The 23,357-nt window shown below is 59.8% G+C and carries 24 protein-coding genes and 1 tRNA gene; 10 read left to right on the top strand and 15 right to left on the bottom strand.

Features of this window, described 5'->3' with window-relative positions:
- The first annotated feature begins 266 nt into the window (after nt 1–266).
- Together Enr8_RS25605 and Enr8_RS22760 are read left to right on the top strand one after the other, a co-directional pair.
- Nucleotides 267–391 (top strand) — tRNA-OTHER (locus tag Enr8_RS25605).
- Nucleotides 392–418: 27 nt separating this feature from the next.
- Nucleotides 419–1,012, top strand: coding sequence for an HNH endonuclease (locus tag Enr8_RS22760; RefSeq protein WP_146436162.1), 594 nt, complete (start codon nt 419–421; stop codon nt 1,010–1,012).
- A gap of 246 nt (nt 1,013–1,258) precedes the next feature.
- Here Enr8_RS22760 and Enr8_RS22765 read toward each other — a convergent pair whose 3' ends face one another.
- The 6 genes from Enr8_RS22765 to Enr8_RS22790 all read right to left on the bottom strand — a co-directional run bounded on the left by Enr8_RS22765 (nt 1,259) and on the right by Enr8_RS22790 (nt 7,059).
- Entirely contained in the window at nt 1,259–2,944 is a 1,686-nt protein-coding gene (locus Enr8_RS22765) for a hypothetical protein (RefSeq protein WP_146436165.1), read from the bottom strand.
- Nucleotides 2,945–3,246: 302 nt separating this feature from the next.
- On the bottom strand, nt 3,247–3,693 hold the full coding sequence (locus tag Enr8_RS22770) for an MOSC domain-containing protein (RefSeq protein WP_146436167.1): 447 nt from the start codon (nt 3,691–3,693) through the stop codon (nt 3,247–3,249).
- Nucleotides 3,690–4,250, bottom strand: coding sequence for an RNA 2'-phosphotransferase (locus Enr8_RS22775; protein WP_146436169.1), 561 nt, complete (start codon nt 4,248–4,250; stop codon nt 3,690–3,692). Before Enr8_RS22775 ends, Enr8_RS22770 begins: the two co-directional genes overlap by 4 nt.
- A 19-nt stretch (nt 4,251–4,269) precedes the next feature.
- A complete protein-coding gene (gene pncA / locus Enr8_RS22780) occupies nt 4,270–4,881 on the bottom strand; it encodes a bifunctional nicotinamidase/pyrazinamidase (RefSeq protein ID WP_146436171.1) in 612 nt (203 codons plus the stop codon).
- A 12-nt stretch (nt 4,882–4,893) separates the two neighbouring features.
- Nucleotides 4,894–5,583, bottom strand: coding sequence for an NUDIX hydrolase (locus Enr8_RS22785; protein WP_146436173.1), 690 nt, complete (start codon nt 5,581–5,583; stop codon nt 4,894–4,896).
- A 3-nt stretch (nt 5,584–5,586) separates the two neighbouring features.
- The gene (locus Enr8_RS22790; protein WP_146436175.1) at nt 5,587–7,059 is read right to left on the bottom strand and encodes a nicotinate phosphoribosyltransferase; all 1,473 of its coding nucleotides are present in this window, start codon (nt 7,057–7,059) and stop codon (nt 5,587–5,589) included.
- Between the two features lie 214 nt (nt 7,060–7,273).
- On the opposite strand from Enr8_RS22790, the gene Enr8_RS25610 reads away from it, so the two are divergent.
- Together Enr8_RS25610 and Enr8_RS22800 are read left to right on the top strand one after the other, a co-directional pair.
- Nucleotides 7,274–7,606, top strand: coding sequence for a hypothetical protein (locus Enr8_RS25610; RefSeq protein WP_222434927.1), 333 nt, complete (start codon nt 7,274–7,276; stop codon nt 7,604–7,606).
- Between the two features lie 32 nt (nt 7,607–7,638).
- Nucleotides 7,639–8,271: a hypothetical protein gene (locus tag Enr8_RS22800; protein WP_146436177.1), complete on the top strand. Its 633-nt coding sequence runs from the start codon at nt 7,639–7,641 to the stop codon at nt 8,269–8,271.
- A gap of 73 nt (nt 8,272–8,344) precedes the next feature.
- Here Enr8_RS22800 and Enr8_RS22805 read toward each other — a convergent pair whose 3' ends face one another.
- Entirely contained in the window at nt 8,345–8,755 is a 411-nt protein-coding gene (locus Enr8_RS22805; protein WP_146436179.1) for an FHA domain-containing protein, read from the bottom strand.
- A gap of 117 nt (nt 8,756–8,872) precedes the next feature.
- On the opposite strand from Enr8_RS22805, the gene Enr8_RS22810 reads away from it, so the two are divergent.
- From Enr8_RS22810 to Enr8_RS22835, 6 genes are all read left to right on the top strand, one after another.
- Nucleotides 8,873–9,868 carry a TIGR01212 family radical SAM protein gene (locus Enr8_RS22810; RefSeq protein ID WP_146436181.1) on the top strand — a complete coding sequence of 332 codons (996 nt, stop codon included), beginning with the start codon at nt 8,873–8,875 and terminating at the stop codon, nt 9,866–9,868.
- A 74-nt stretch (nt 9,869–9,942) separates the two neighbouring features.
- Nucleotides 9,943–11,511, top strand: coding sequence for a DUF6798 domain-containing protein (locus Enr8_RS22815; protein WP_146436183.1), 1,569 nt, complete (start codon nt 9,943–9,945; stop codon nt 11,509–11,511).
- Nucleotides 11,489–12,160, top strand: a complete 672-nt coding sequence (locus Enr8_RS22820) for an NUDIX hydrolase (protein ID WP_146436185.1) — start codon at nt 11,489–11,491, stop codon at nt 12,158–12,160. Before Enr8_RS22815 ends, Enr8_RS22820 begins: the two co-directional genes overlap by 23 nt.
- A 112-nt stretch (nt 12,161–12,272) precedes the next feature.
- Nucleotides 12,273–13,289 carry an N-acetyl-gamma-glutamyl-phosphate reductase gene (argC, locus tag Enr8_RS22825; protein ID WP_146436187.1) on the top strand — a complete coding sequence of 339 codons (1,017 nt, stop codon included), beginning with the start codon at nt 12,273–12,275 and terminating at the stop codon, nt 13,287–13,289.
- A gap of 210 nt (nt 13,290–13,499) precedes the next feature.
- Complete coding sequence (gene argJ, locus Enr8_RS22830) at nt 13,500–14,708, top strand: bifunctional glutamate N-acetyltransferase/amino-acid acetyltransferase ArgJ (protein ID WP_146436189.1); 1,209 nt, start codon at nt 13,500–13,502, stop codon at nt 14,706–14,708.
- Between the two features lie 322 nt (nt 14,709–15,030).
- A complete protein-coding gene (locus tag Enr8_RS22835; protein ID WP_186767818.1) occupies nt 15,031–16,575 on the top strand; it encodes a tetratricopeptide repeat-containing glycosyltransferase family 2 protein in 1,545 nt (514 codons plus the stop codon).
- Nucleotides 16,576–16,771: 196 nt separating this feature from the next.
- Here Enr8_RS22835 and Enr8_RS22840 read toward each other — a convergent pair whose 3' ends face one another.
- The 8 genes from Enr8_RS22840 to Enr8_RS22875 form a co-directional block, all read right to left on the bottom strand.
- Complete coding sequence (locus Enr8_RS22840) at nt 16,772–17,713, bottom strand: lactate/malate dehydrogenase family protein (RefSeq protein ID WP_146436194.1); 942 nt, start codon at nt 17,711–17,713, stop codon at nt 16,772–16,774.
- Nucleotides 17,714–17,842: 129 nt separating this feature from the next.
- A complete protein-coding gene (locus Enr8_RS22845; RefSeq protein ID WP_146436196.1) occupies nt 17,843–18,709 on the bottom strand; it encodes a class II aldolase/adducin family protein in 867 nt (288 codons plus the stop codon).
- Nucleotides 18,710–18,772: 63 nt separating this feature from the next.
- Nucleotides 18,773–19,063, bottom strand: a complete 291-nt coding sequence (locus tag Enr8_RS22850) for a EutN/CcmL family microcompartment protein (RefSeq protein WP_146436198.1) — start codon at nt 19,061–19,063, stop codon at nt 18,773–18,775.
- Between the two features lie 178 nt (nt 19,064–19,241).
- Nucleotides 19,242–19,913 (bottom strand): hypothetical protein, encoded by a 672-nt coding sequence (locus tag Enr8_RS22855; protein WP_146436200.1) that lies wholly within the window; start codon nt 19,911–19,913, stop codon nt 19,242–19,244.
- 21 nt (nt 19,914–19,934) lie between these two features.
- A complete protein-coding gene (locus Enr8_RS22860) occupies nt 19,935–20,195 on the bottom strand; it encodes a EutN/CcmL family microcompartment protein (RefSeq protein WP_146436202.1) in 261 nt (86 codons plus the stop codon).
- A gap of 5 nt (nt 20,196–20,200) precedes the next feature.
- Nucleotides 20,201–21,640 carry an aldehyde dehydrogenase family protein gene (locus Enr8_RS22865; protein WP_146436205.1) on the bottom strand — a complete coding sequence of 480 codons (1,440 nt, stop codon included), beginning with the start codon at nt 21,638–21,640 and terminating at the stop codon, nt 20,201–20,203.
- Nucleotides 21,641–21,705: 65 nt separating this feature from the next.
- On the bottom strand, nt 21,706–22,161 hold the full coding sequence (locus Enr8_RS22870) for a EutN/CcmL family microcompartment protein (protein WP_146436207.1): 456 nt from the start codon (nt 22,159–22,161) through the stop codon (nt 21,706–21,708).
- A gap of 3 nt (nt 22,162–22,164) precedes the next feature.
- The gene (locus Enr8_RS22875) at nt 22,165–23,352 is read right to left on the bottom strand and encodes an acetate/propionate family kinase (protein ID WP_146436210.1); all 1,188 of its coding nucleotides are present in this window, start codon (nt 23,350–23,352) and stop codon (nt 22,165–22,167) included.
- Nucleotides 23,353–23,357: the final 5 nt, after the last annotated feature.

The following is a 23,357-nucleotide window of genomic DNA, read 5'->3' on the forward strand; positions in this document are numbered from 1 at the left end:
TACGGTTGAATGCGGCTGCTGGATAAGGGTGTTGAAATCGGGCGAAAAGGGGCGAATTGGCCGCTTTGAGCTGGTTCGCCTCGCAGACTCTTCACAAAATGCCTGCCATCCGGTGGCGAACGAGCTTGGTTGGAGCCTAACGGTTCGGCCAAGAAACGTTGCTGTAGAAATCGGGGATGTGGTATGCTGAGGGCCTGACTACGCTCCCCTCCTCACCCCAACGGGGTCGGAATCCAGGCCTACACAAGTCCTTTGATCGAGCCTAAGCGACTGTAGCTCAAATTAGGCAGAGCGTCCGTTTGACGGTTAGAGAGCGCCCCTGAAGGCAGCGTCCTTTGTGGGCCACGTCCGTTTTGACGGCCAGACATCGGTTCGAAACCGATCAGTCGTTATCGACAATAACCTCAGGGAGAGATGGATGTCGGCAATCCTCGAGCGCCCAACGCTCGTACTAAATCGAAACTGGCAGCCGGTTGGCGTCGCTTCGGTGGCCCGCTCGTTGACCAAGGTGTTTAGCGGTACGGCGCGGATCGTCGACCCGCTGAGCTATCAATTGTACGACTGGGAAGATTGGTCGCAGCTGGTCCCGAACAAGGACGAGCCGTTCATCTCGTCGCAGCGGTTGCGGATTCGCGTTCCGGAAGTGGTCACGCTGGTCAACTATGACCGCGTCCCGCGGAACACGGTCACGTTCAGCCGTCGTAACGTGTTCAAGCGCGACAACTACACGTGCCAATATTGTGGCGCGCGGCCCGGTAGCGAAAGCCTGACGATTGACCACGTGTTGCCTCGCGCCCAAGGGGGCGAGTCGAGCTGGGAGAACTGCGTGTTGGCTTGCGTCGAGTGCAACCATTCGAAGGCGAACCGCACGCCCGATCAGGCGAAGATGCCGCTCCACGCGATTCCGGTTCGTCCCCGCTGGTCGCCGGTTTACGCGGCCCGCCGCGTGCGGATCGAATCGTGGGCCAAGTTCATCAGCGAAGCGTACTGGGATACCGAACTGGGCGCCTAGACGCTTGGCTGAACTTACCGAAACGCAAACAGCCGTCCGAGCTTAGCTCGGACGGCTGTTGTTTTCTATTCTGGGTGGCGTTGCCACGTCTTCGTGGCAATGATGGTGCGCGGAAAAGTCGCTTGACCGTCCGCTACTCAACGCCCCACAAAATGGACGAAGCCAGACCGGAACTTGCTAACGCATTCATTGCCACGCGGACGTGGCAACGGCGCCCCGGCCAACAGCGTCGCCCGCTGCTACGTGTTATCCCGCCACGACCGGCGGCGTGGTGACCAGCTGTTGCGATTCCAGCTCGATCAGTTCGGCGTAGGCTTTCTGCACCTTTTCGTCGGCCATGATCGGCAGGTTGATCGCCAGGGCGCGGGTTTCGAGCCAGTACTTCAGACGCTCGAGTTTGACGATGTCGAGGTTCAGCTTTTCGCCCTTCTCTTTCAGCTCTTCCATCTCGGCGTCGAGCTCTTTGAACTTGACATAGTCGTCGTTTTCCAAGATCGCCTGTTTGACGACATCCCCTTCTTCCGCGATCAGGCGAGCCGCTTCCGGATGCCAGGCGCTGCCCAGGGACGGCCAGCGAACTTGCAGCATCTTGGCGACTTCGACCTTCGACTTCCTTTGCTCGGATCGTTTCCCGCGGATATCGTCGTCGATCTTCTTCTTTTCGTCTCGCAGACGCTTGATCGCTTCGTCGACCTGTTTGCCGCGATCGGCGCCGGTCAGCTCAAAGCGAGCGCTCAGCCCTTCGATCACTTCCCGCTCACAAGGCGAAGCGGTCGCCAGCAGCGCCGCGATCGGCGAATGGGTGCTCAGCAAACCATCCTTACCTTCGGTCGCCGAGTAGTAACGCAGCAGCGCGTCGGACGTACGGGTCGGAATATCGATCGTGTCGGCGGTTAGCACCGTGTAAGCGTGCGCTTCGAGCAGCGAGCATTGACCGTCGGCGTCGTAGTCGGGCTTGTCGACCGAATTGCCAGTGCGGGTCTCGCCGGTCAGCGCTTCATAGAAGTAGGAAGAGTATTCGCGGTACTCGGCTTCTTCGATGTTTGGCGTACAGCCGGCGGCGACGCGATCCGGCACCGTCGAAAAGAAACCGCAGCGAGCATGCTCGGCCAGACCATTCTCGGGATCACCCCCTTTAAAGATCATGTTGCCGAAGCCGCCGCTGAAGCACTGCACCATGACGGCGATGACCGGCATGTCGGCCGGCAACTCGTCCAGCTTCTCGGTCCAATCGGTCACCTGCATCTTGTTCGAGTTCCACAAGTGCGTGATGTTATCGACGAGCGGCTTTTCGCGTTTCTTCGGCTTCTCGTCTTTCTTCTCGTCTTTCTTCTCGTCTTTCTTCTCGTCCTTCTTCTCGTCCCCTTCCTCTTTGGCGTCCTCTTGCTTGCCGTCGTCCGTCTTCTCTTCGTCCTTGTTCTCGGCGTCGTCTTCCTTCTCCTCCTTCTTGACGCGGACTTCGGTCTCGGGCTTCCCTTTGCCGCCGTGTCCGGTGAAGTAGAAAATCAAACGATCGTCCTTGTTCAGCCGTTGCGCCAGGTCCTCCAAAGTCTTCTCAATCACTTCCGGTTCGGCCGCGCCGCCGACGCCGTCGATCTCGAAGTTGCGATAGTTGAACCGAATGCCGTTGCTGGGACCAATCATCTCGGCCAGCAGGGTCCGCACGTCTTCCGCGTCGCGATCAACGTCTTCGTACTGCAAGTCGGGCTGCGGATTGTCGCCGTCACCAAATAGAATCAGGTGCTCGTGCTTATCGAGCCCCAAGCGAGCGAGCGTCCGCTGAAAATACTGCACGTTCTTTTCGAGCGAGATCTGACTGCTCTTGGCGATCGGGCCACCGCCGACGGTCAGAAAGTGATCGGCCGCCTCGGTCGTCGAGGCGAACAGCGCGACGGTAGCGCAAACGGAGAAAATTGATGACAATCGAACCATAACTCTTCTGTCCTCGTGAAAGTCAAAATTTTTGACGTTTAATTCGTGCGCCATGTTGGCGCGCCACGAAGGGCGGCGACGATCCCAAACGGACGCCATCGCAATTCCACAACGAGACAGCTTCGATAGCGTCATCACTCAGAGAACTAACCAAGTTGGCCGCGAATAGTTTCGCTGAATCGAAGCCTCAACGAGCGATTCGCAGCCATGCCGTGCAACCGAAAAACGTCGCAAGGCAATCGGCAATTGTACTTGCCATTCGCGAGAAAGCGCGGACAGATCACCACAAAATGCAAAAAAGGTTAAGAGACGTTCGCGACGTCACCAACGGCGACCCTCGCCGCTCGGGTGACCATCGCAAACCAGCCCGATAGCTTTTCGTCGTTCGGCTGCGTCTTTCCCGACTCTGGATGCTGGGCGTAACAGGGCGCCCACGGCCGCGTCAGGCGAACGACGGCGTCCCCCAAGGCGATCTCGGTTCCCTCCGGCAAGTTGGCTAGGCCGAGCCCGCACACCGTGACGTTTTCTCCCACGCTCCCCGGTGGCGGCGATTGCCCGTCGATCAGAAGCCGCTCGTACATCTCGGCGTCAAACAGGCTAACCGCCCGCTCGTTCGTCTCATGTTCGATATAGCGATGCTTGTCGCCAACCACGCCCTGCGGCGTCAGTTCGACCACGCTAGTCGCATAGCGCGGGATTCCACCAGAGGCGGAGACGCAGACCGCAACGACTTTGCCTTGCTCGTTCATCCGCTGGCCACTTCCAAAAGACTCAAATACTGCGGCGGAACCTCGTCGGTCAGCCACACCTCGTTCGGCGTCACATAAAACAGATAGCCGTCGGCGTGCATCCGTCCCGCCGCGATCTGCAACAAGATAGGCTTGCCGCGGCGCTGACCGACGGCGCTGGCGGTCGCTTGATCGTGATGCAAGTGAACATGATGGCGGGCCATCTTCTTGAGCCCGGTCTCCAGGATGATCGCGACCGAACGTTCCGGCGTTCCGTGCAACAGGAACTCCGGCGGCGTCGCCGGTTGATAGCCGAGATCGACTTCGACGGAGTGTCCCTGGGTGGCTCGAATTTGGGCGCCATCTCCGGAGAATTGAAAACGCCGTTTGTCGTTCGTCTCCACGACTTCATTTAATTGCTCGCGCGTTACACGCTTCCCGCTGCGATTGATCGCCGCCAGTAACGTCTCGACGTCGATCCAACCTTGCTCGTCGAGTTCAACTCCGATCTTATCGGGCTGATGCCGCAGCACCAGACTTAAGAATTTGCTCGTTGACTTGAGCTGTTTCGCATCCATGTTTCTTTCCATTTCCAACTTATATGTCTGTACTGTTAACCAGCACGACGCCGCTCGCTTCCATCTGCTTCAGGGCGGCGGTCACATCGCCTGGTTGTAAATTGACGCCGCGACACGCGTCGGTGATCAGATAGACCTGATAGCCGAGATCAATCGCGTCGAGCGCCGTAAATTTGACGCAGTAGTCGGTCGCCAGACCGGCGACGTAGACTGCCGTTACCCCTTTCGCCAGCAGCCACGCATGCAATCCGGTGGCGTGCCGGCGATCGTTATCAAAAAAACCGCTATAGCTGTCGACCTGCGGGTCATCCCCTTTGTAGATGACATGATCAATCGCGGCGGCGTCCAGATTTTCGGCAAACTCACTTCCCGCCGAGTGCTGCACGCAGTGGTCGGGCCACAAGATCTGCGGCAGCCCATGCAGGTCAATCTGATCGCCAATCGCCTGGCCAAAATGCTGACTGGCGAAACTCTCATGCTCGGCCGGGTGCCAATCTTTGGTGGCGACCACCACATCAAAGCGATCGATGCAGTCGCTGATCACCGGAATGATCTGGTCTCCCTCGGGAACCGCTAGACTACCGCCGGGGAGAAAATCGTTTTGCACGTCGACCAATAGTAATGCCCGCATGGTTACTGCCCCTTACAACTCAAAGTGAAATCCGTTCTTGACCAACTGCTGGTACTTCTCGCGATCAAAGCGATAGAGCCGCGCCGCTCGATGCGAAACGTCTCGCTCCACTTCGTTCAAGTCTTCCAGCACCCCCAGACTCAGCGCCTTCTTGCGGAAGTTGCGTTTGTCGAGCGGCCGCCCTAACACGATTTCGTACATCCGCTGCAACTGCCGCAGCGAGAACTTCTCCGGCAATAGCTCGAACCCAATCGGTTGATAGCGAACCTTGCCCTGCAGTCGCTCTTGCGCCATCTGCAGAATGTCGGCATGGTCAAACGCCAGGGTCGGCAGATCGTCCAGCTCGAACCAGGCCGCCGCTCGGGCGTCGGTCGCCGCTTCCAGCTTGTGATCTTTCAGATTGACGAGCGCGTAGTAGGCGACCGTGATCACCCGCGTCCGCGGATCGCGATCGACGGCGCCAAACGTATAAAGCTGTTCCAGGAACAGCTCGTGGACGCCGGTCTCTTCCTGCAGTTCGCGAAGGGCCGCCTGATCAAGCGATTCCTCCATTTCGACGAAACCGCCCGGCAGCGCCCAGCCTCCTTCAAACGGCGGCGCGTCGCGCTGAATCAACAAGATCTTCAGCCCGTCGTCATCCAGGCCGAAAACGACGCAGTCGACCGTCACCGACGGGCGGGCATATTCGTAGACAAACGACATGACTTAATCCTCCTGTTCCAAGCCGCGTGCCGCCTGGATCATCCGTTCTCGCTCGCGGTACAGTTTCCGATCGAGTCCCACCGGATAACCGTGCGGATTGAGTAGCCGGCGGACGCTCGGGTGAAAGCGCGCCAGTTCGGTTTGCGTGCGGGCCTGCATCTCGGCCAGCGTCGGCGATTGGTAAACGATCTCGCCCTGCCGCACGATTGGTTGCAGTAACGTTTCGCACTCCATCGCCGCCGAGAGCTTTTTGCGGCGAGCCGGATCGGCCGGGTCGATGATTACCTTCTCGTTGGGCTCGCCCAGAAGTTCGTCATACATCAAGTCGCCGACGACGCGGCCATCACGCGAGTAACGTTTGACTTGCAGCCGCCCCGGAATGGTCGTCTTGATCCGTTGCTCCGAGAGCTTGATCCGTCGCTCCCATTCTCCTTGCTCGTTTTGGATCGCCGCCAGTTTGTAAACGCCGCCGAGCGCCGGCTGGTCGTAGGCGGTCGCCAGTCGTGTGCCAACGCCCCAGACCGAAATCTTGGCGCCTTGCTGTTTCAAACTTTGGATCACATATTCGTCCAGATCGCTGCTGCCGACGATCGCCGCCTCGGGGAAGCCTGCCTCGTCGAGCATCCGCCGAGCCTCGCTGCTCAAGTAGGCCAAGTCGCCCGAGTCGAGTCGAATGCCAACCATCTTGTGGCCGCGTTGTCGCAGTTCCTTTCCCGCTTCGATCGCATGACGCACCCCTTCGAGCGTGTCATAGGTGTCGACCAGGAAGACGCAGTTGTTGGGCATCGCCTCGGCATATTCGGCGAATGCTTGCGGCTCGTCTCCATACGCCATCACCCAGCTATGGGCATGCGTGCCGCGAACCGGAATCCCCAAAATCTTGCCGGCCAGCACATTCGACGTCGCTCCGGCCCCGCCGATGAACGCCGCCCTGGCGCCCGTCAAACCGCCATCGATCCCTTGGGCTCTTCTCAGACCAAACTCCAGGACCGATTCCCCTTGGGCGGCCTGGCAAATGCGGGCCGACTTGGTGGCGATCAAGGTCGAGAAGTTGATCAGGTTCAGTAGTGGGGTTTCGAGCAATTGAGCCACCAAGAGCGGCGCGGTGACCCGCACGAGCGGCTGGTTCGGAAATACAACAGTTCCTTCGGCGACCGCTTCCAGATCGCCGTTAAAGCGAAGCTGGGCGAGATAATCGAAGAACCCTTCCTCAAACAGCGGGCGATCGTCATTGCCCCGCAGCGTCGCCAGGTAGCTCAGATCTTCGTCATCAAAGCGAAATTGACGCAGGTAGTCGATCGCCAGCCCCAGTCCAGCCGCGACGGCATATCCCCCCTCAAACGGCAACTTCCGGAAAAAGAGATGGAATGTCGCCAAGCGATCGGCACGCCGGCGTTTCCAATAGCCATAGGCCATCGTCAATTGATAAAGGTCGGTCAGAAGGGCTAGCGACCCGCGATATACGGTGGGCAACATCAGTTTCGCCTCCAGCGTTTTGTTAGTGTATTCTATACACTATAGATACCGCGCAGAAGGCGAAAGGTTCATGGCGGATCGAAATATCGTGAAAAAAATGCGGCCTTCCTGGGCGTCACTCCTGTTGACGGTTTGGCGTAAGTCCGTGCAAAATCGTCCCTTTGAGTCGCGTAGGCAGTTTTTATCCTCTGCGAAATCCTGGTAGGTTTTCTCCATGTCGCTCGTTTTCCCCGTCGCTTCCCCCTTGGAAGCCGATCCCATGCACGAAGCGCCCCCCGAAATCACCGCCGACCTGTCGGACGACGGCGACGTGGATGACTACGATTCGTTTGACGACGACGACTTCGATGACGATTTCGACGAAGACTTTGAGGATTTCGAAGACCAGGAAGAACTGGGCGACGGCTTCGACGACAACCTCTTGGGCGACGACAACGATAGCGATGACGACGACGCCGACTTCTTCGAAGAGGACGAACAAGAGAAGGAGGATGAAGAGAAGGAGGAGGAGGATGACGACGACAAAGAAGGTGACGACAAGGACTAGTCGACTGCACTCCTTCGCCAAAGGCGACCATCATGGCGATCTATTCGACTTACTTTCTCTGCAAGCCGAATGAATTGCCCGCCGCGTTCCCCGGCTGGAAGCCGCCGCTTCCGGACCCGGTCGTTCGCACGCAGATCAATCCCTATACCCGCGAAGCGCACACCGTCACTTCGCAAGAGCCCGACTGGGACGACTTCGATCCCGATCTGGTCGACCAGCAGTCGCCCCAGGTCGTGGCGATCGAAGGGGATTTTCAAAGCTATCTAGAAAGCCGCCTTCCGTCGGTGGTCCGAGCGCTGCCGCACCGCTGCAGCAAAGGGCTGACCAATTGCGAGCTGGAGCCGCTGGTCGCCGCCGACTTGGGTGAATTGGAAGTCGAGCTGGAAATTCCGCTTTACGCCCATCCCCTCTTCTCCGCTTGTTTGAATCAATTCCCCGCTCGTTTTGTCGATCATCTGCGGACCGCCGATGAGCCGGAACTCGGGGATCTTGCGCAAGCTTGGGCCGCGCGGATGTCGACGCCCGACTACACGCACAATGTTGACGGCGAGCGGCTTTATGACGACTGGGACCCGGCCGATGCCCGCCGATTGATGACGCCCATCGTCGAGTTGGCCGTAGAATGTGCCGCCGGGCAGTCGCTGTATCTCATGAACGAGTGGTAGGGTTCGAACGAAAAAAGCCTCGCACGCAGGCGAGGCTAGTCTCGTATTTGGGTTGCCCTGCATTCGGCAGCGTCTAGTCGCCGCCAAAGCGGCGATTGCTGCTATTGATGCCGGCTCGTTCCAGCAGCGACTTGCTGAGAATGTCTTCCATTACATTTTCATCTGCTGGCGGCGGCCCGACGGCGCCCAACTCGGCAGGATCGTATTTCAGTTCGTAAACATGCTTGGCGATCGCGATCTTGTCGCTTGGATCGATCCGCTTCTCGCCGGTCTGGACCCGTTCTTTGTTGACCTTGGTGCCGTTGCGGCTGTTTTGGTCGAGAACGTACCAATAACCCTTGCTTACGTACAATTGGCAGTGGTTCGAAGAAACGTTGGCGAATCGGAGCACGATGTCGCAGGTCTCTCGTCGTCCTACCAACAAGCTTTTCTTCAGCAGGGGAATCGGATCCCCCCCGCCCACAGGAATGAGCTCTCCAAACATAGATGTTTGCCTCTGTTCTCTTTCGTCCCTTGGCCCACGACGAAAATGATTTAAGATAAGATGATTATTGGCCTTACGGATCACTCTAACAACTAAACAATTGCAGTCAACAATCCGTTGGTCGTAACTCCCCCCCTAAAAACACCAGACTGGCGACTCGCAGGGCATCGCTACTATTCGTATAACTTCTTTCTCCGCAAGAAGTTTGGCCAACGAATTCAAAAAGTTAGCGTTGACGCGAAATTTACTTGCCCCAATGTGGATGGTACCGTCGCCAAGGGTGGTTGTACGTTCTGTGACAATCGTAGCTTTAGCCCCAGCCGCCGCGTCCCGATCCGCAAGATCACCGATCAAATCGACGACGGCATTCGCCGCCTGAAGATGCGGTACAAAGTGGAGCGATTCATCGCCTATTTCCAGCCGGCGACCAACACCTACGCTCCGGTCGAACGACTCCGTCCGCTCTACGAACAGGCGGTCTCGCATGAAAAAGTGGTCGGTATGGCGATCGGTACCCGTCCCGACTGCGTCCCGCCGCCGGTGATGGACCTGCTGGCCGAAATGGCCGAGCGAACCTACCTGACGGTCGAGTATGGCCTGCAGACAATCCACAATCGCTCGCTCGACTGGATGAACCGCGGGCACCATGTCGACGCCTACTACGACGCGATCGAGCGCAGCCAGGGGCTCGGCTTCGAGATCTGCGCTCACGTGATGCTGGGCCTCCCCGGCGAAACGCACGAAGACATGATGGCGACCGCTAAGGCGATCGCCGACTCGCCGATCCAATCGGTCAAAATCCACAATCTCTACTGCGTGAAGAAGACGCCGCTGGCCGATCAGGTCGCCGCCGGCGAAGTTCGTCTGATGGAGTTGGACGAGTACGCGTCGACGTTGGTCGACTTTCTCGAACTGCTTCCGCCCGACATGCTGGTCGAACGGACCATCGGCGACGCCCCGCCTGATTATTTCGTCGGTCCGTCGTGGTGCCTGGACAAGCCGACCGCGCTGAAGACGATCGCCGATCGTCTCGAGGGTCGCGACACTTGGCAAGGGAAACGCTACGCCGGCAATCGAGGCGTTTGCGAGGCTCCCAGCGAGCAATTAGCCTGATACAGGTTCTTCGACTCCTCCTTCCCCCCTCCGTAGCGCATCGCCAGCCCGCCTGATGCGGCCCCATCATGAACATGGCGACTCCTGCAGAAACTTCTCCCGCCCCGGTTCAGCCGGGCGACTGGCGCTCGTTTCTGCTCGAAACGGCGGCGATCACGCTGATCTTCGCCCTCTATGTGGCGACGCTGGGGCCCGAGGTCAATGAGCCGCACTATCTGTGCAAGGCGAAGCACTACTGGAACCCAGACTGGCTGAAAAACGATTTTTTCTTGTCCGCGCCTGGCGCTCATTACACCTTCTACTGGACGCTTGGTTCGTTGACGCTGCTGTTTCCGCTGCCGGTCGTGGCCTGGATCGGCCGGTTGATCTCATGGCTGGCGCTGGCCGCCGCGTGGCGATATCTCAGCTTCACGCTCATTCCTCGCCGCTTGTGCAGCATCGCTACCGCCGCGATCTGGCTGGCGACCATGCACTATGGCCATCTCGCCGGCGAATGGTTGGTCGGCGGGGTCGAAGGAAAAACGTTCGCCTATCCGTTTGTGTTGCTGGCTCTAGCGCTAGCCCTACGAAATCGTTGGAATCCGGCCTGGGTATCGCTGGGAGGCGCTAGTGCGTTTCATATTTTGGTCGGCGGCTGGTCGGTAGTGGCGTTGTTTGTCGCCTGGGTTTTGATCGGGCGAAAGTCGACGCCCCTCTACCCGATGCTGACCGGATTGATGGGAGGCGGACTTATCTCGCTGCTGGGGCTGGTCCCGGCGCTGCTGTTGACCGCCGGTCTGCCCGACGAAATGCAGACGGAAGCCCACCAGCTGTACGTTTTTTACCGCTTGCCGCATCACCTAGTCGTCCACCGTATGGATTCGCTGCGGCAGCTTTGCTTTGCGACCGTAACCGCCGGTTGGGCGATCTTCGCCTGGTCGACGCGGCGGCAGCGCCCCTTGCAGTTGATCAACGCGTTTGTGATTGGCAGTCTGCTGATCGCCGTCTGCGGCGTCGTGATTGACCAGGTCTTCTGCTACTGGCTGGGGAATTTTGGTCTCGCAGCGAAACTGCTCCGCTTCTATTGGTTCCGGCTGAGCGACGTCGCTGTTCCGCTTGGGCTCGCCTTCAGCGTCGGCTGGCGGCTGTTTGTCGTCACCGAAGAGGATCGTCGCACGCTCGTTCGCCGGGCGTCGCTGGCGATCGTGTTGGCGGCGACAACAATCGCTTTGGGGATCCGCATCCAATCGCGGCTCGCTTCGCCGATGCCGCCCGCCGACGATATGGCGTCGGTTTCCGACTACAACCAGTGGCTGGCGATGTGTCGCTGGATTCGCACGAACACGCCGGCAAACGCCGCCTTTCTGACGCCGCTCAATCAAGGCACGTTCAAATGGAACGCCCAGCGCAGCGAGGTCGTCACCCACAAAGATGTGCCGCAGGAAGCGTCTAGCTTGCTGGGCTGGAAAGAACGTCGCTGGCGGACGATGCGGTACGAACGGCTCTCGAGCGAGCAAGTTCGGCTGTTGAGCCGCGACTACGGTTTCGGCTACGTTGTAGTCGACACCCATTCGCGCCCCGACTTCGCAGGCTGGGATTTTCCCCGCGTCTATCCGCTCGACGAGAACTCCGACTCGCCCTATGAAATCTTTCGCGTCCAATAACGCCGCCAGCGCCACATGGACGCGATCGCTCTGCGCCCAGCTTGGCCCTACCCTTCCCCAACAGCCGATCCCTGGTCCCTATGGCCCGCAGTTGGTTTACGCCCGGCATCATGGCCCGCCGCGGCATGACGCTCGTCTGGCTTCTGTGCTGATCCATCTGTTTCCGCACGATGGCGTCTGGTCGTTTCCGCTGGTGCGCCGGGCGGACGTCGGCGACGTCCACTCGGGGCAGATCGGGCTTCCCGGCGGAATGATCGAGCCGCAAGAGACCGCCCTGGACGCCGCACGCCGCGAGTTTGAAGAAGAGACCGGCGTGGCGATCGCCGCGGATCAGGTCCAAGGAGAGCTTTCGCCCGTCTTTATCTACGTCAGCAACTTCTGGGTGCGGTGCTTCGTCTCGTTCGGCCCCGAAATCACCCAGTGGTCTCCCTGCGATCGCGAAGTGGCCGAACTCCTGTTTCTGCCGCTAGGAGAACTCTGGAACGAGCAGATTCGCTCCACGATCGACGTCAACCGCCGCGGCCTGCAACTGGCCGGCCCCGCCCTGGAGATCGGCGATCGCCTCTTGTGGGGTGCGACCTACCACATCCTGATGAACTTCGTCCAGACGCTACGGGCAGGCCAAAGCGGCCAGGAAAACGCCGCCTGAACCTTGGGGGACTCCCCGTGTCTGAATTGCCGCAAAGTTTTATACTGAAACGAACTTGGGAGTAATCGCCACCCCCAGCGGCGACTTTGACGATTTGGAGAAAGCTCGAAACATGACCATTCGCGTTGGCATTCTTGGCGCCACAGGATACACGGCATTCGAACTAGCGAAGATTTTGCTGCGCCATCGCGGCGCCAAGATCACGGCGCTGACTACCCGCCAAGACGATCGCCCGCATGTTTCGTCGGTTCATTCGTCCCTGACCGGGCGGCTCGATCTCCATCTCGAAAATCTGTCGCTCGACGAACTGGCCGAGCGGTGCGATTGCATCTTTGGCTGCTTGCCGCACGCCGCGTCGGCCGCCGTTGTCCCCAGTTTGCTCGAGCGCGGCCTGAAGGTGGTCGACCTCAGCGCTGACTATCGTCTGCGCGACGTCGCCGTCTACGAAAAATGGTATGGCGAAAAGCATCCCGATCCGGCTCGTTTGCCCAACTCGGCCTATGGTCTGCCGGAACTGTTCCGCGACCCGATCCGCGGCGCCGAGCTGATCGCCAACCCTGGCTGCTATCCGACGGCTGCGACGCTGGCCCTGGCGCCGCTGCTGAAGAACGGCATGATCCAGCCGACCGATATTTTGGTCGACGCCAAAAGCGGCGTCAGCGGCGCTGGGCGAACGCCCAAGCTGGGGACCCTCTACTGCGAGGCGAATGAGAGTTTCTCGGCCTATGGCGTCGGCACGCATCGCCACATGCCGGAGATCGAGCAGAACCTGGAACAGGCCTCGGGGCAGAAGTGCAGCGCGATCTTTACGCCGCACCTGGTTCCGATGGACCGCGGTATTCTCAGCACTTGCTACGCCAAGCCGACGGCTCCGGTAACGACCGCTGAGGCGATCGCCGCGCTTCGCGAGTTTTACGCCGACGAACCGTTCGTCCAGGTCATTGACGGACTGCCGACCACCAAGAGCGTCAGCGGCACGAACTACTGCCATTTGACGGCCCGCGTCGTAAACGATCGAATCATTGTGATCTCGGTGATCGACAACTTGATCAAAGGCGCCTCAGGCGCCGCGGTGCAGAACTTCAACATCATGTATGATCTGGCGGAAACGACCGCTCTGGTCGACTAACTGCCTGTTGAAAAATGCCATCGCGGCATTTTTCAACCTCGCCGGGCTCAGAGCGTAGCTCTTCGCGGCTCGCAAAATAACGACTTACGTCGCTATTTTGGGATCGCATCCATGCGATCACGCAGTCCGTCGAGAAAATCAACGGACTGCTAACCGCCGGCGTCGGCGTTTCCTTGGCTCACCACTGCAATTCAGATAAGCGACGGCGATATGGACGAACCCACACAACAGATCAAGATTCCCGCTGGATTTCGCTTCGCTGGGGTCCACTGTGGCCTGAAACGCAATCCGAACAAGGAAGACATCTCCTTGATCGTCTGCGACAACCCGGCGACAGCCGCCGGCGTTTACACCACCAACAAGGTGTTCGCCGCCCCGGTCCGCAGGGATCGCAGCCGCACGCCGTCGGACAAGATCCGCGCCGTCATCACCAACTCGGGCAACGCCAACGCCTGCACTGGTGAGCAAGGTGAGAAAGACTGCGCCGAGATGGCCAATATCGTCGCCGAGCAGATCGGCGCCTCGGCCGACGACGTATTGGTAATGTCGACCGGCATTATCGGCGTGCATCTGCCGATGGAGAAGATTCGCAGCGGCATCGCCGCCGCCACGGGTCAAACCGGCGCCGAGGCGTCCGACTTTATCGCCGCCGCCCGCGGTATTCTGACGACCGACAACGGCAAGAAGATCGCGTCGCGTTCGGTGACCATCGATGGCCGCACCTTCCAGATCGCCGGCATGTGCAAAGGCGCCGGCATGATCGCCCCTAACATGGCGACGATGCTCGGCATCGTGCTGACCGACGCACCGCTGAGCGTCGACCAGGCCCAGTCGGTGCTCAGCCAGGTCGCCGACGAAACCTTCAACTGCATCCGGGTCGATGGCCACATGAGCACCAACGACTCGCTGCTGCTATTGGCCAGCGGCGCCGAAGGGGGCGAAACGCTTACCGACGCCCAGCTCGATCAGCTTCAGGTCGCCATGAAAGAAGCCTGCGAAGAGATGGCTAGGCTGATTCCGGCTGACGGCGAAGGCGCTACGCACCTGATCAAGATCGACGTCGAGGGATGCGCCAGCGTCGATGACGCCAAGAAGATCGCGATCGAAGTGGCCGACAGCCCGCTGGTGAAGACCGCGATCACCGGCGGCGACCCCAACTGGGGACGGATTGTCTCGGCCGTCGGCTATGCCGGCGTTACGTTCGACCCGCTGAAGCTGGAGCTTCGCCTGAACGACATCCTGCTCTACCAGGAAGGGACGCCGGTCCAATTCGACGCCAAGAACGTCTCGCAATCGATCAAGGGCTCCTTTGAAACGCACGTCCAGCTGACGCTGTTCGAAGGAGACGCCAAGGCCCGCGTCTGGGCCAGCGACCTGACGGTCGAGTACGTGAAGTTCAACGCCGACTATTCAACGTAGAATCGGGCGAAAAACCCAACACTAGCCCGCCAGCGCCAGGGCCTGTTGATTTAATCCAATTTTCCGAAATAGCAGCAGCCTTAGCGCCGCTCGACAAGTCGTAACGGCGCTTAATTGGTTGCAATTTTTGGGTTTGCGATTAAATCGACAAGCCCTGGCGCTGCGGGCTAGTATTTTCTCTGCTAGCACTGCTGTGCCCGCGGCGAAATCGCCCTGTCGCCATTCGGGCTATGGCGTTACACTTCTCCCTCAGCCGCCCGTTTTCTTCTTTACCGGCGGTGCCCGCTACGCTTGTTCCGCTTCGAGAAGGATGGATCGCACGATGAGTATGGAAGCCAATCCGCGCAAACTTTCGGTCGCCATGATTGTGCGTGATGCGGCCGACGCGCTTTCCACGACGCTCGACTCGATTCAGTCGATCGCCGACGAGATTGTCGTGGTTAATACCGGCTCACAAGACAATACGCTGGCGCTCGCCCAAACTCGCGGCGCCAAGGCGATTTCCCACCCCTGGGAAGATAGCTTCAGCGCGGCTCGCAATTTCGCCCTCAGCCACGTCACCGGCGATTGGGTGCTGTGGCTCGATGCCGGCGAAACGCTCGACGCCGACGATCTGCCGAAGCTACGAGCCTTTGTCGATCAGGAAGCCGAAACCGACCTGGCTTACGTGATGATCGTCAAAGTTCCGCAAACCGCCGGCGGGATTGGGTCGGAACAGATCGGCAAGATCCGCCTGCTGCCGAACAACGGCAAGATTCGGTTTGAAGGTCGCGTACGGGAGACGCCGCTCGTTTCGCTCGCCGAGTGCGAAATGCAACTGGCCGCCCTTCCCTTTCCGATTCGCCGTAGCAGCCACGAACATGACCCGCAGCGCAAGACCCGCAAGGCGGTTCGCGACGTCCAGCTGGTCAATCTTGAGATCCACGAAGTCGGTCCGAGCGCTCGCCTGTTGATCTGCATGGCCGAAGCGATGCAAGCCTTGGGCGATCACCAAAACGCGCTCACCTTCTATCAACAAGCGGGACAACTGGCCGAAGAGAACTCGACCGAATCGCTCGAAGCCTACTACGGGGTGCTGACTGCGCTGGACGAACAAGAGGACGGGCTCGAAAAGCAAATTCAAACCTGCCTGGCGGCGCTGGAATACTATCCGCTCGACGCGCAGTTGTTGTGCGCGATGGGAGGTTACCTGCAATCGCAAGGTCAGCTGGAACTGGCGACTCGCTCGTTTGAAACCGCCTACAAATATGGCCAGATCAATCCCGAAACCTGGCACATCGAAGACATCGACCAGATCGCCGTCTCTTGCTTCGCGCTGGCGAAGCAGCTGTCGGGCGAACCGGAGCGGGCCGAAGAGATCTTGAACGAAGCGTTGGCGGAACATCCGACGTCGATTCGGTTGCGGCGTCAGATCATCGACATGCACGTCAAATATGCCCGCCGTCCCGAGGCGATGGAGCACGTGCAGCAGTTGCCGGTCAATTTCCCGAATCGCGAAGCGTATCGCAGCGCTGTTCGCGGCGCGACAGCCGCCGCGCAAAAGAACTGGGTGGCGGCTCGCCCTTACCTGGAAACCGCCTACCGCAACGGCTGCCGCGAATCGCTTTGCCTGCGCTGGCTAAGCGTAACGCAGTTGGCCCTGGGACTGCAGGACGAAGCGATCGAGACCTTGAACGAGTGGCGTTCGATCGACGCGACTTCGCTAGAACCGCAACAGTTGCTCGCTTCGATCGAACAGGCGAATGCGACGGTCAGCATCCCTGGCGAGTCTCGCACCATCCGTATCGATACCAGTCCCGAAGCGGCCCGCGGCGCCCGCACCGGCGACTTGCCGGTCAGCAAACAACGGAATACGCCGCAGATCTGAGCTAAGGGTTGGCCGCGATAGCTATCGGGGCCGACGAAGTCGGTTGGAAGCGTCATTCCGCGGCCGATCATGGATCAGTCGCCGCCAATTCAAACGGAGTTGCAAACCGCTGATTTTCTTTGGCCGCAGGCTGATGCTTCCTGCGGCTGCGCCGCCCCGATAGCGAGAGCTATCGCGGCTATCCAGTCGGACGTCGTTAGTTACCGCCGACGCGCTTCAGCACCGTTTCCAGCGTTTGACGCAGCACCGTGCCGCTGTGACGCAGTTGCTGCACTTCTTTCGGCCAGAGGTCGATCTCGTAAGTGCCGACGACACCTTCGCGGCCCACCAAGGTCGGCACGCTGAGGGCGACATTGCGGATGCCGTAGCAGCCATTCTGGACGCTGGAGACCGGCAAGACCTGGTTCTTGTCGAGCGCGATCGCTTCGATCACGTCGCGGATGGCGATACCGACGGCGAACCCGGCGCCACCTTTCTTCTTGATCACCTCGGCGCCGCTGCCGCGAGTTCGGGTGAACAATTCGGTCGCTTTGTTGGGGTTCCAGCCCGGGAACTTGTCGAGCGGCAACCCGTTCACCGAGGCGTACGACCAGACTGGCAACATGCTGTCGCCATGCTCGCCCAAAATCAAGGCTTTGACCTGCGTCGGGGGCAGTTTCATCTCTTGGGCGATCAGGCTGCGGAAGCGGATCGTGTCGAGTTGCGTGCCAAGACCAATCACGCGGCTGGTCGGGAGATCGAGACGTTGTGCGGCCAGGTAGGTCAGAATGTCGACCGGGTTCGAGACGACGAAGCAAATCGCGTCCTTCTTCACGCCGGCGCCTTTGACGCTATCCAGAATCGACAGGAAGAGATCGACGTTGCGGTTGATCAGGTCCAAGCGGCTTTCATCCGGCTTGCGGCGCAAACCCGCGGTAATGCAGATCACGTCGCTGTCGGGGATATGCTCGTATCCGCCGGAGGTGATGATCTGATCGGCGACGCTGGGCGTGCCGTGCAACAGGTCGAGGGCGTGACCGCCGGCCAGGTCGGCGTTCAGATCGAGCAGCGCGATCTCGCGAGCGATGCCGCCGCACTGCAGCGCGAACGCCGCACACGAGCCAACCAAACCGCCGCCGCCGATGATGCTAACTTTCATGTCTCTTCCAACGTGTCAGGTGGGTGTTTTTGCGGGTGTATGATCGTGGCGATATTAGACATTCGTCATTTCCGAAACAGCCCGCATTCCCTTGCTTGCGCTGCGGGCTAGTGTGGAACCCTCGATTGCCTACGAGCGTTTCGCCAGTTCGGCCATCACGCGGGTGGTGATCGCTTGGATCAGGGCTTCCTGGTCGTTGCCGCCCAGGACCGGCGGAGCGGCTTGCGCCTTCGGGCCCATCGCCGGCGGAGCGGGGAACGCCTTCCGTTCGACCAGCGAATCTTTCCAGCTGTCGCGGAAGATGTCGTTGGCGCAGATGTCGCAGTCTTTGTACTCTTCGGTGTTCCGCGGATCGCTCCAACCCCAACGCTGCTTCAGGTCGAGCAGTTCGCGTTCTTTTTCTTCGGTGAAGTATTCGATCCGGCCCAACTGCTTCGCCAAGATCAGCATGCGGCAGTAGGCGTCCAAAATTTCGGTCCACCAGTAAGCCCGCTCGACCGTTTCGCCGTAGCTGACGGTACCGTGGTTGGCCAGCAACATGATGTTGGTCTTATCGACGAACGGCAGAATCGTTTCGGCGAACGCCTTGCCGCCGGGGGTTTCGTACTTGGTGATCGGCACGTCGCCCAAGAAGACTTCGACTTCCGGCAGTACGCATTGCGGAATCGGTTCGCGAGCCATCGCGAAGGCGGTCGCGTGCGGCGGATGGCAGTGGACGACGCTCTTCACGTCGGCGCGACGCTGGTAGATTTCCAGGTGCAGCAGCGCTTCGCTGGAGCGCGGCTTGCGGCCGGCGATCTGCTTGCCGGTCATGTCGATCGTGGCGATGTCTTCCGGCTTCAAGAAGCCTTTCGACTGCATCGTCGGCGTGCAGAGGATTTCGTTCTCGCTGATGCGGACGGTAATGTTACCGTCGTTGGCGGCGGCGAATCCTTTGTTGTAGATCCGGCGGCCGATTTCACAAATGTCTTGCTTGATACGGTGAACGTTGGTCATCGCTTCTCTGCTCGCTTGGTGATGGAGACAGGTTCGCTAGTCGATTGCGGGGCGACTAGCCCGTTATTGGTCACGTAAATGGACGGTGTCGAGGATCGCCGCGTTGTAGGCGTCGACCGGCTTAAACTCGGGATAAAACGGCTGGGCCGCTTCTCCCCCTTCGCTGAGCGCGATCTGCTCGCCGACGCCCGTCGAAGATGGGTCAAAAACCACCAGGAACTCATCATCGAGCGGATCCTTCTCGCCGCGCAAATGCGAAAGCAGAAGCGGAACGGCCAGTTTGAGCTGGGCGCCCTGCAAGCTGGGGTGGACGCGGGAGAGCGTCACCTTGCCGACGATTTCTGCGATACGCATGAGTTCTAAAATCCCAAGCGGTTACTTAACTGCCTGTTGAAAAATGCCCTCGTGGCATTTTCCAACCTCGCCAGGCTCAGAGCATAGCTCTTCGCGGCTCCCAAAATAACGACTTACGTCGCTATTTTGGGATCGCATCCCTGCGATCCAGCAGCCCGTTGAGAAAATCAATGGACTGCTAAGGCTTCAGGGCCGCCGGTGCGGCGACGGTCTGATGCCGATGAATCGTTTCTAAAAACAGGGCGATCTGGTCGCGAGCAATCTTACCCGGATCCACCGCGATCACGTTGGCCGCCGTTTGCGGCAGCACGCGATCCAAAGCGTCGATTGAATCAACCGACGCCGCCCGCATCGTTGCATCGCGATTCGCCGCACAACAAGCCGCCTCGGGCGACTCGGTCAGCAGAATCACAATCTTGTCTTGTTTCACCGCCAAGGCGGCTTGCTTGACCGTTGACGTCAAATCGATAAAGACGCCCACAGGCCCTCGCTCGCGCCACGACATCACGCCGCTGGCGTTAAAAGCCAACACTTCGACCGGCTTCTTGGCCCGCTTGGCCGCTTCGCTGTCGCGAAGCAGTCGCACGCCCTTCTCTCGCAGCTGATCGCGAGCCGCCGGAGTCACGATCGCTTTGGGGGAAACGACCAGCGACTTGGCGCCGCCGATCTTTCCTTCCAGCGTCTCTACCGTGACCACTTTGTCGGCCAGCGCCACTTCGCTGCCGTCGCTCGAAATCTCGACGCTCGGAGCAAGCTGCACGCTGGTCGCTGCCGGACTCTTCTCGAGCGCACGTACCTGCTGGACGACCAGCCGCACAATGCGATCAACTTGTTCCGGGCTCAGTTGCATGTTGGTCTCTAAACGTCTCGTCTATTCGTCTGCGATTCCGATCACCGTCCAGCGAACCGGCGTCTTCGGGAAACCCAACAGCTCGCGGGTCGCCTGACCGTCGCTGGTGATCATGACGGTTTCGCCTGGCCCGGCGCCGACCGCATCAACCGCCAACAGCGGATACCCATCGGGCGTTTCGCCATCGGCCATTTGCGGTTGCACGACAAGTAGCTTCCAGCCTTGCATCGAAGGATGCTTGACTGTGCTGGTCGCCGTGCCGACTACCTTCGCCAGATTCATCGTTGTTAGCTCTTGCCCGGGTGACCGAGGATGCACAAATCGTCAATCAGCGAGCAACGGCGTTCACGCGTAAACGTGAGCGGCGTCGTCACCCCTTCGCCGGTCGGCGTGGCGATCGAGAACGAGACGTAACCCTCGCCTCCCAAGCCCAGCGACGCCATGCAGGGTCCATTTTTGACGAACAGCGTCGTATCCATCGCCCGGCCCATGCGGGTCATGTTGCGAACGTCGTTGGAGTGAATGATCGCCGTGTGCCGGAAGCCATGTTCATAGTATTTCGCCTTGTCGATCGCTTCTTCCACATCGTGGCAGCGAACGAACGGGACGAACGGCATCATCTGCTCGACCGGCACGAACGGGTTGTGCTCGTCCGTTTCGCCGTAGACCAGCTCGACGCCGGGGTTGATGCTTTTGCCGGCCGCTTTAGCCAAGACGGCGGCGTCCTTACCGATAAAGTCTTTGGCGGCGACCATCTTCTTCTTGCCGTTCACTTCGACTTCCGAGATCGCCACCTTGGTCAGGCGATCAATTTCAGCGGAGTTCAAACGGACGGCGCCGGCTCGATCCATCGCCTTCATCAGGTCGTCGAAGACCGAGTTGACGACGAAGACTTCTTTCTCGGCGATGCAGAGCAGATTGTTGTCGTAGGCGGCGCCTTGAATAATGCAGCGAGCGGCGCGATCGAGGTCGGCGGTTTCGTCCACGACGACCGGCGGATTGCCCGGCCCGGCGACGACCGCCTTTTTGCCGCTATTGAGCGCCGCCTTGGCGACCGCAGGACCGCCGGTGACGCAGATCATCGCCACGTCGCGGTGATGGAAGATGATATCGGCCGATTCCAGGGTCGGCTCGGCGATCACGCAGATCAGGTTATCGATGCCGAGAGCGCGGAAGATCGCTTCGTTGTAGCGACGCACTCCTTCGACCGCGACCTTCTTGCCGCCGGGATGCGGGTTGACGACCAGCGTGTTGCCGCCGGCGATCATGTTGATCGCGTTGCCGGTGATCGTCGGCAGCGAGTGGGTCACCGGCGTGATGGCGCCAATCACGCCAAACGGTGCATGCTCGATAATCGCCAGGCCATGATCGCCGCTGTAGACTTTGCTTTCGAGGAACTCGACGCCGGGAGTCATCTTGCCGAGCGTTTCGAGCTTCTCGATCTTGTGCGGCAAGCGACCGATCTGCGTTTCGTTCATCTCCATCGTGCCGAGTTCGACCTTCTGGTCCATCGCAATCTGGCGGATGATGTCGATGACTTGCTTGCGATCGGCGATCGTCCGTTCCGACAGACGCTCGAACGCTTCGCGAGCGGCGCTGACCGCTTCGTTGGCACATTCAAAAATGCCGCGGCGTCCGGTGAAGCCGCTGGTAGCGGCCGGCGCCTGACCGACTTCGGCCAGCACCTGCGCGACGACGTTGCGGATCAAGGATTCGTCGATTTGCATGGCGAAAACTTTCGTTATCGTGGTGCGCGGCCAAGCCGCGCGGGGTGTCGCTGTGTGGGGGAAAACTACTCGTCCGAGTCGGCCTCGGGTTCGGCCTCCGGCTCCGATTCAGGCTCCGGCTGTGGCGGAGGTTCCGGCTTGGGCGCCGGTTTGGCCGCCGCTTTCGGCTTCGGCTTTTTCGCTTCGACCGGCGGCGTTTCTTCCGCCGGCATCTCTTCTCGCGAATAGACGCAGGCCGCATCGATGTGAGCCTGGTCGACAATGCCAACCACCACGCAATCGATCGGCAGGCTCTTCGTCTCCGGCGTCAGCCGGGCGCTGGAGCCTTGCGTGATCAGCACGAAGTCGCCGACCCCCGATCCGAGCATGTCGACCGCAATGAAGGTTCGTCCGGTCGTAACCAGCTTTTTGCGTTCGCTTGGCTCTAAGCGGTACGGTTCGACGACCAGCAACTTATTGCCGACCATCGAGTCCACTTTTTGCGTGGCGATGACCGAGCCGGTCACTTTCGCGATGAACATCGATCAGCTCTCCAACAGTTGCTTGGTTTGCCGGGCCACGATCAACTCTTCGTTGGTCGGGATAACCCAGATCTGCGTTTTGCTGTCATCGGCGTGAATGGCCGACTCGCCTTTGGCCGCGTCGTTTTTCGCCGCGTCCAGTTCGATTCCAAGTTCGCTCAGGTTCGCACAAACGTCAGCCCGCACTTGCTTGCCGTTCTCCCCGATTCCGCCGGTGAACACGATCGCGTCGACTCCGCCCAGCTCGACCAGCATGCCGCCCAAATAGCGGCGGATCTCGCTGATATAGACGTCGATCGCCAACTTGGCGTCGGCGCTGCCTTCGGCGGCCGCGTTCTCTAGGTCCCGCATGTCGCCGCTGATCCCGCCGCTGATCCCAAGCAGACCGCCATGGCCGCCAAGATAAGCGAGCAGTTCTTCCAGCGACTTGCCGGTCTTGTCCATCAGCATCGGTAGGAAGTAGGCGTCAAAGTCGCCGACCCGATTGTTTTGCGGCAGCCCCGTTTGCGGGCTCATGCCCATCGTCGTTGCGGCGCTTTGCTTGTTGCGGATCGCACACAAGCTGCTGCTGCCGCCGAGATGGCATGAGATCACGCGGAGGTCGTCGCGTCCCAATAGCTCGGCCGAGCGAACGCCGATGTAACGGTGGCTCGCTCCATGAAAACCCCAGCGTTTGATTTGGTACTGGTCCGACCACTCTTTCGGAATCGCGTAATAGCGAAGCCGATCGGGAATGGTTTGATGAAAACCGGTTTCAAACGCCGCTACCAATGGAATCTCGGGAAGCTTCTCTCCCAACAAACGCATTGCGTTGATGTAAGGAGGATTGTGCGCAGGGGCGACGGGGCTCATCTCCGCCATCGCTTCCAGCACGTCCCGCGTCACTCGTTGTACGCCCGACACGCGTCCGCCGTGGACCGCCTTGAATCCGATCGCGGCGACTTCGTCCGCCGATTTCAGACAACCATGCTCGGCATCGGTCAGCTGCGACAGGCATTGCTGCACCGCCACTGCGTGGTCCGGGACATGCGCGGTTCGATCTTCCTTCCAGTCGCCGATCTCGACCGAGCACGAGCTTTCGCTGCCGCCGATGCGGTCGATACCGCCGCGGGCCAGCTGGGTCTCGCTCTCCATGTCGTATAGGCGGTACTTGAAGCTGGTCGAACCGAGGTTGGCTACCAAAATCTTCATGGCGT

Source organism: Blastopirellula retiformator (assembly GCF_007859755.1).
Lineage (GTDB): Bacteria > Planctomycetota > Planctomycetia > Pirellulales > Pirellulaceae > Blastopirellula > Blastopirellula retiformator.

Excerpts from the sequence above, each read along its gene's own strand:
- Enr8_RS22870 (WP_146436207.1), bottom strand. The coding sequence starts at position 22,161 with ATGTTCATCGCGAAAGTGACCGGCTCGGTCATCGCCACGCAAAAAGTG.
- Enr8_RS22845 (WP_146436196.1), bottom strand. The coding sequence starts at position 18,709 with ATGACCAACGTTCACCGTATCAAGCAAGACATTTGTGAAATCGGCCGC.
- Enr8_RS22865 (WP_146436205.1), bottom strand. The coding sequence starts at position 21,640 with ATGCAAATCGACGAATCCTTGATCCGCAACGTCGTCGCGCAGGTGCTG.
- Enr8_RS22760 (WP_146436162.1), top strand. The coding sequence starts at position 419 with ATGTCGGCAATCCTCGAGCGCCCAACGCTCGTACTAAATCGAAACTGG.
- Enr8_RS22770 (WP_146436167.1), bottom strand. The coding sequence starts at position 3,693 with ATGAACGAGCAAGGCAAAGTCGTTGCGGTCTGCGTCTCCGCCTCTGGT.
- Enr8_RS22805 (WP_146436179.1), bottom strand. The coding sequence starts at position 8,755 with ATGTTTGGAGAGCTCATTCCTGTGGGCGGGGGGGATCCGATTCCCCTG.
- argJ (WP_146436189.1), top strand. The coding sequence starts at position 13,500 with ATGGACGAACCCACACAACAGATCAAGATTCCCGCTGGATTTCGCTTC.
- Enr8_RS22800 (WP_146436177.1), top strand. The coding sequence starts at position 7,639 with ATGGCGATCTATTCGACTTACTTTCTCTGCAAGCCGAATGAATTGCCC.
- Enr8_RS22850 (WP_146436198.1), bottom strand. The coding sequence starts at position 19,063 with ATGCGTATCGCAGAAATCGTCGGCAAGGTGACGCTCTCCCGCGTCCAC.
- Enr8_RS22785 (WP_146436173.1), bottom strand. The coding sequence starts at position 5,583 with ATGTCGTTTGTCTACGAATATGCCCGCCCGTCGGTGACGGTCGACTGC.
- Enr8_RS22815 (WP_146436183.1), top strand. The coding sequence starts at position 9,943 with ATGGCGACTCCTGCAGAAACTTCTCCCGCCCCGGTTCAGCCGGGCGAC.
- Enr8_RS25610 (WP_222434927.1), top strand. The coding sequence starts at position 7,274 with ATGTCGCTCGTTTTCCCCGTCGCTTCCCCCTTGGAAGCCGATCCCATG.
- Enr8_RS22840 (WP_146436194.1), bottom strand. The coding sequence starts at position 17,713 with ATGAAAGTTAGCATCATCGGCGGCGGCGGTTTGGTTGGCTCGTGTGCG.
- Enr8_RS22860 (WP_146436202.1), bottom strand. The coding sequence starts at position 20,195 with ATGAATCTGGCGAAGGTAGTCGGCACGGCGACCAGCACAGTCAAGCAT.
- Enr8_RS22765 (WP_146436165.1), bottom strand. The coding sequence starts at position 2,944 with ATGGTTCGATTGTCATCAATTTTCTCCGTTTGCGCTACCGTCGCGCTG.
- Enr8_RS22875 (WP_146436210.1), bottom strand. The coding sequence starts at position 23,352 with ATGAAGATTTTGGTAGCCAACCTCGGTTCGACCAGCTTCAAGTACCGC.
- Enr8_RS22855 (WP_146436200.1), bottom strand. The coding sequence starts at position 19,913 with ATGCAACTGAGCCCGGAACAAGTTGATCGCATTGTGCGGCTGGTCGTC.
- Enr8_RS22835 (WP_186767818.1), top strand. The coding sequence starts at position 15,031 with ATGAGTATGGAAGCCAATCCGCGCAAACTTTCGGTCGCCATGATTGTG.
- Enr8_RS22790 (WP_146436175.1), bottom strand. The coding sequence starts at position 7,059 with ATGTTGCCCACCGTATATCGCGGGTCGCTAGCCCTTCTGACCGACCTT.
- Enr8_RS22820 (WP_146436185.1), top strand. The coding sequence starts at position 11,489 with ATGAAATCTTTCGCGTCCAATAACGCCGCCAGCGCCACATGGACGCGA.
- argC (WP_146436187.1), top strand. The coding sequence starts at position 12,273 with ATGACCATTCGCGTTGGCATTCTTGGCGCCACAGGATACACGGCATTC.
- Enr8_RS22775 (WP_146436169.1), bottom strand. The coding sequence starts at position 4,250 with ATGGATGCGAAACAGCTCAAGTCAACGAGCAAATTCTTAAGTCTGGTG.
- pncA (WP_146436171.1), bottom strand. The coding sequence starts at position 4,881 with ATGCGGGCATTACTATTGGTCGACGTGCAAAACGATTTTCTCCCCGGC.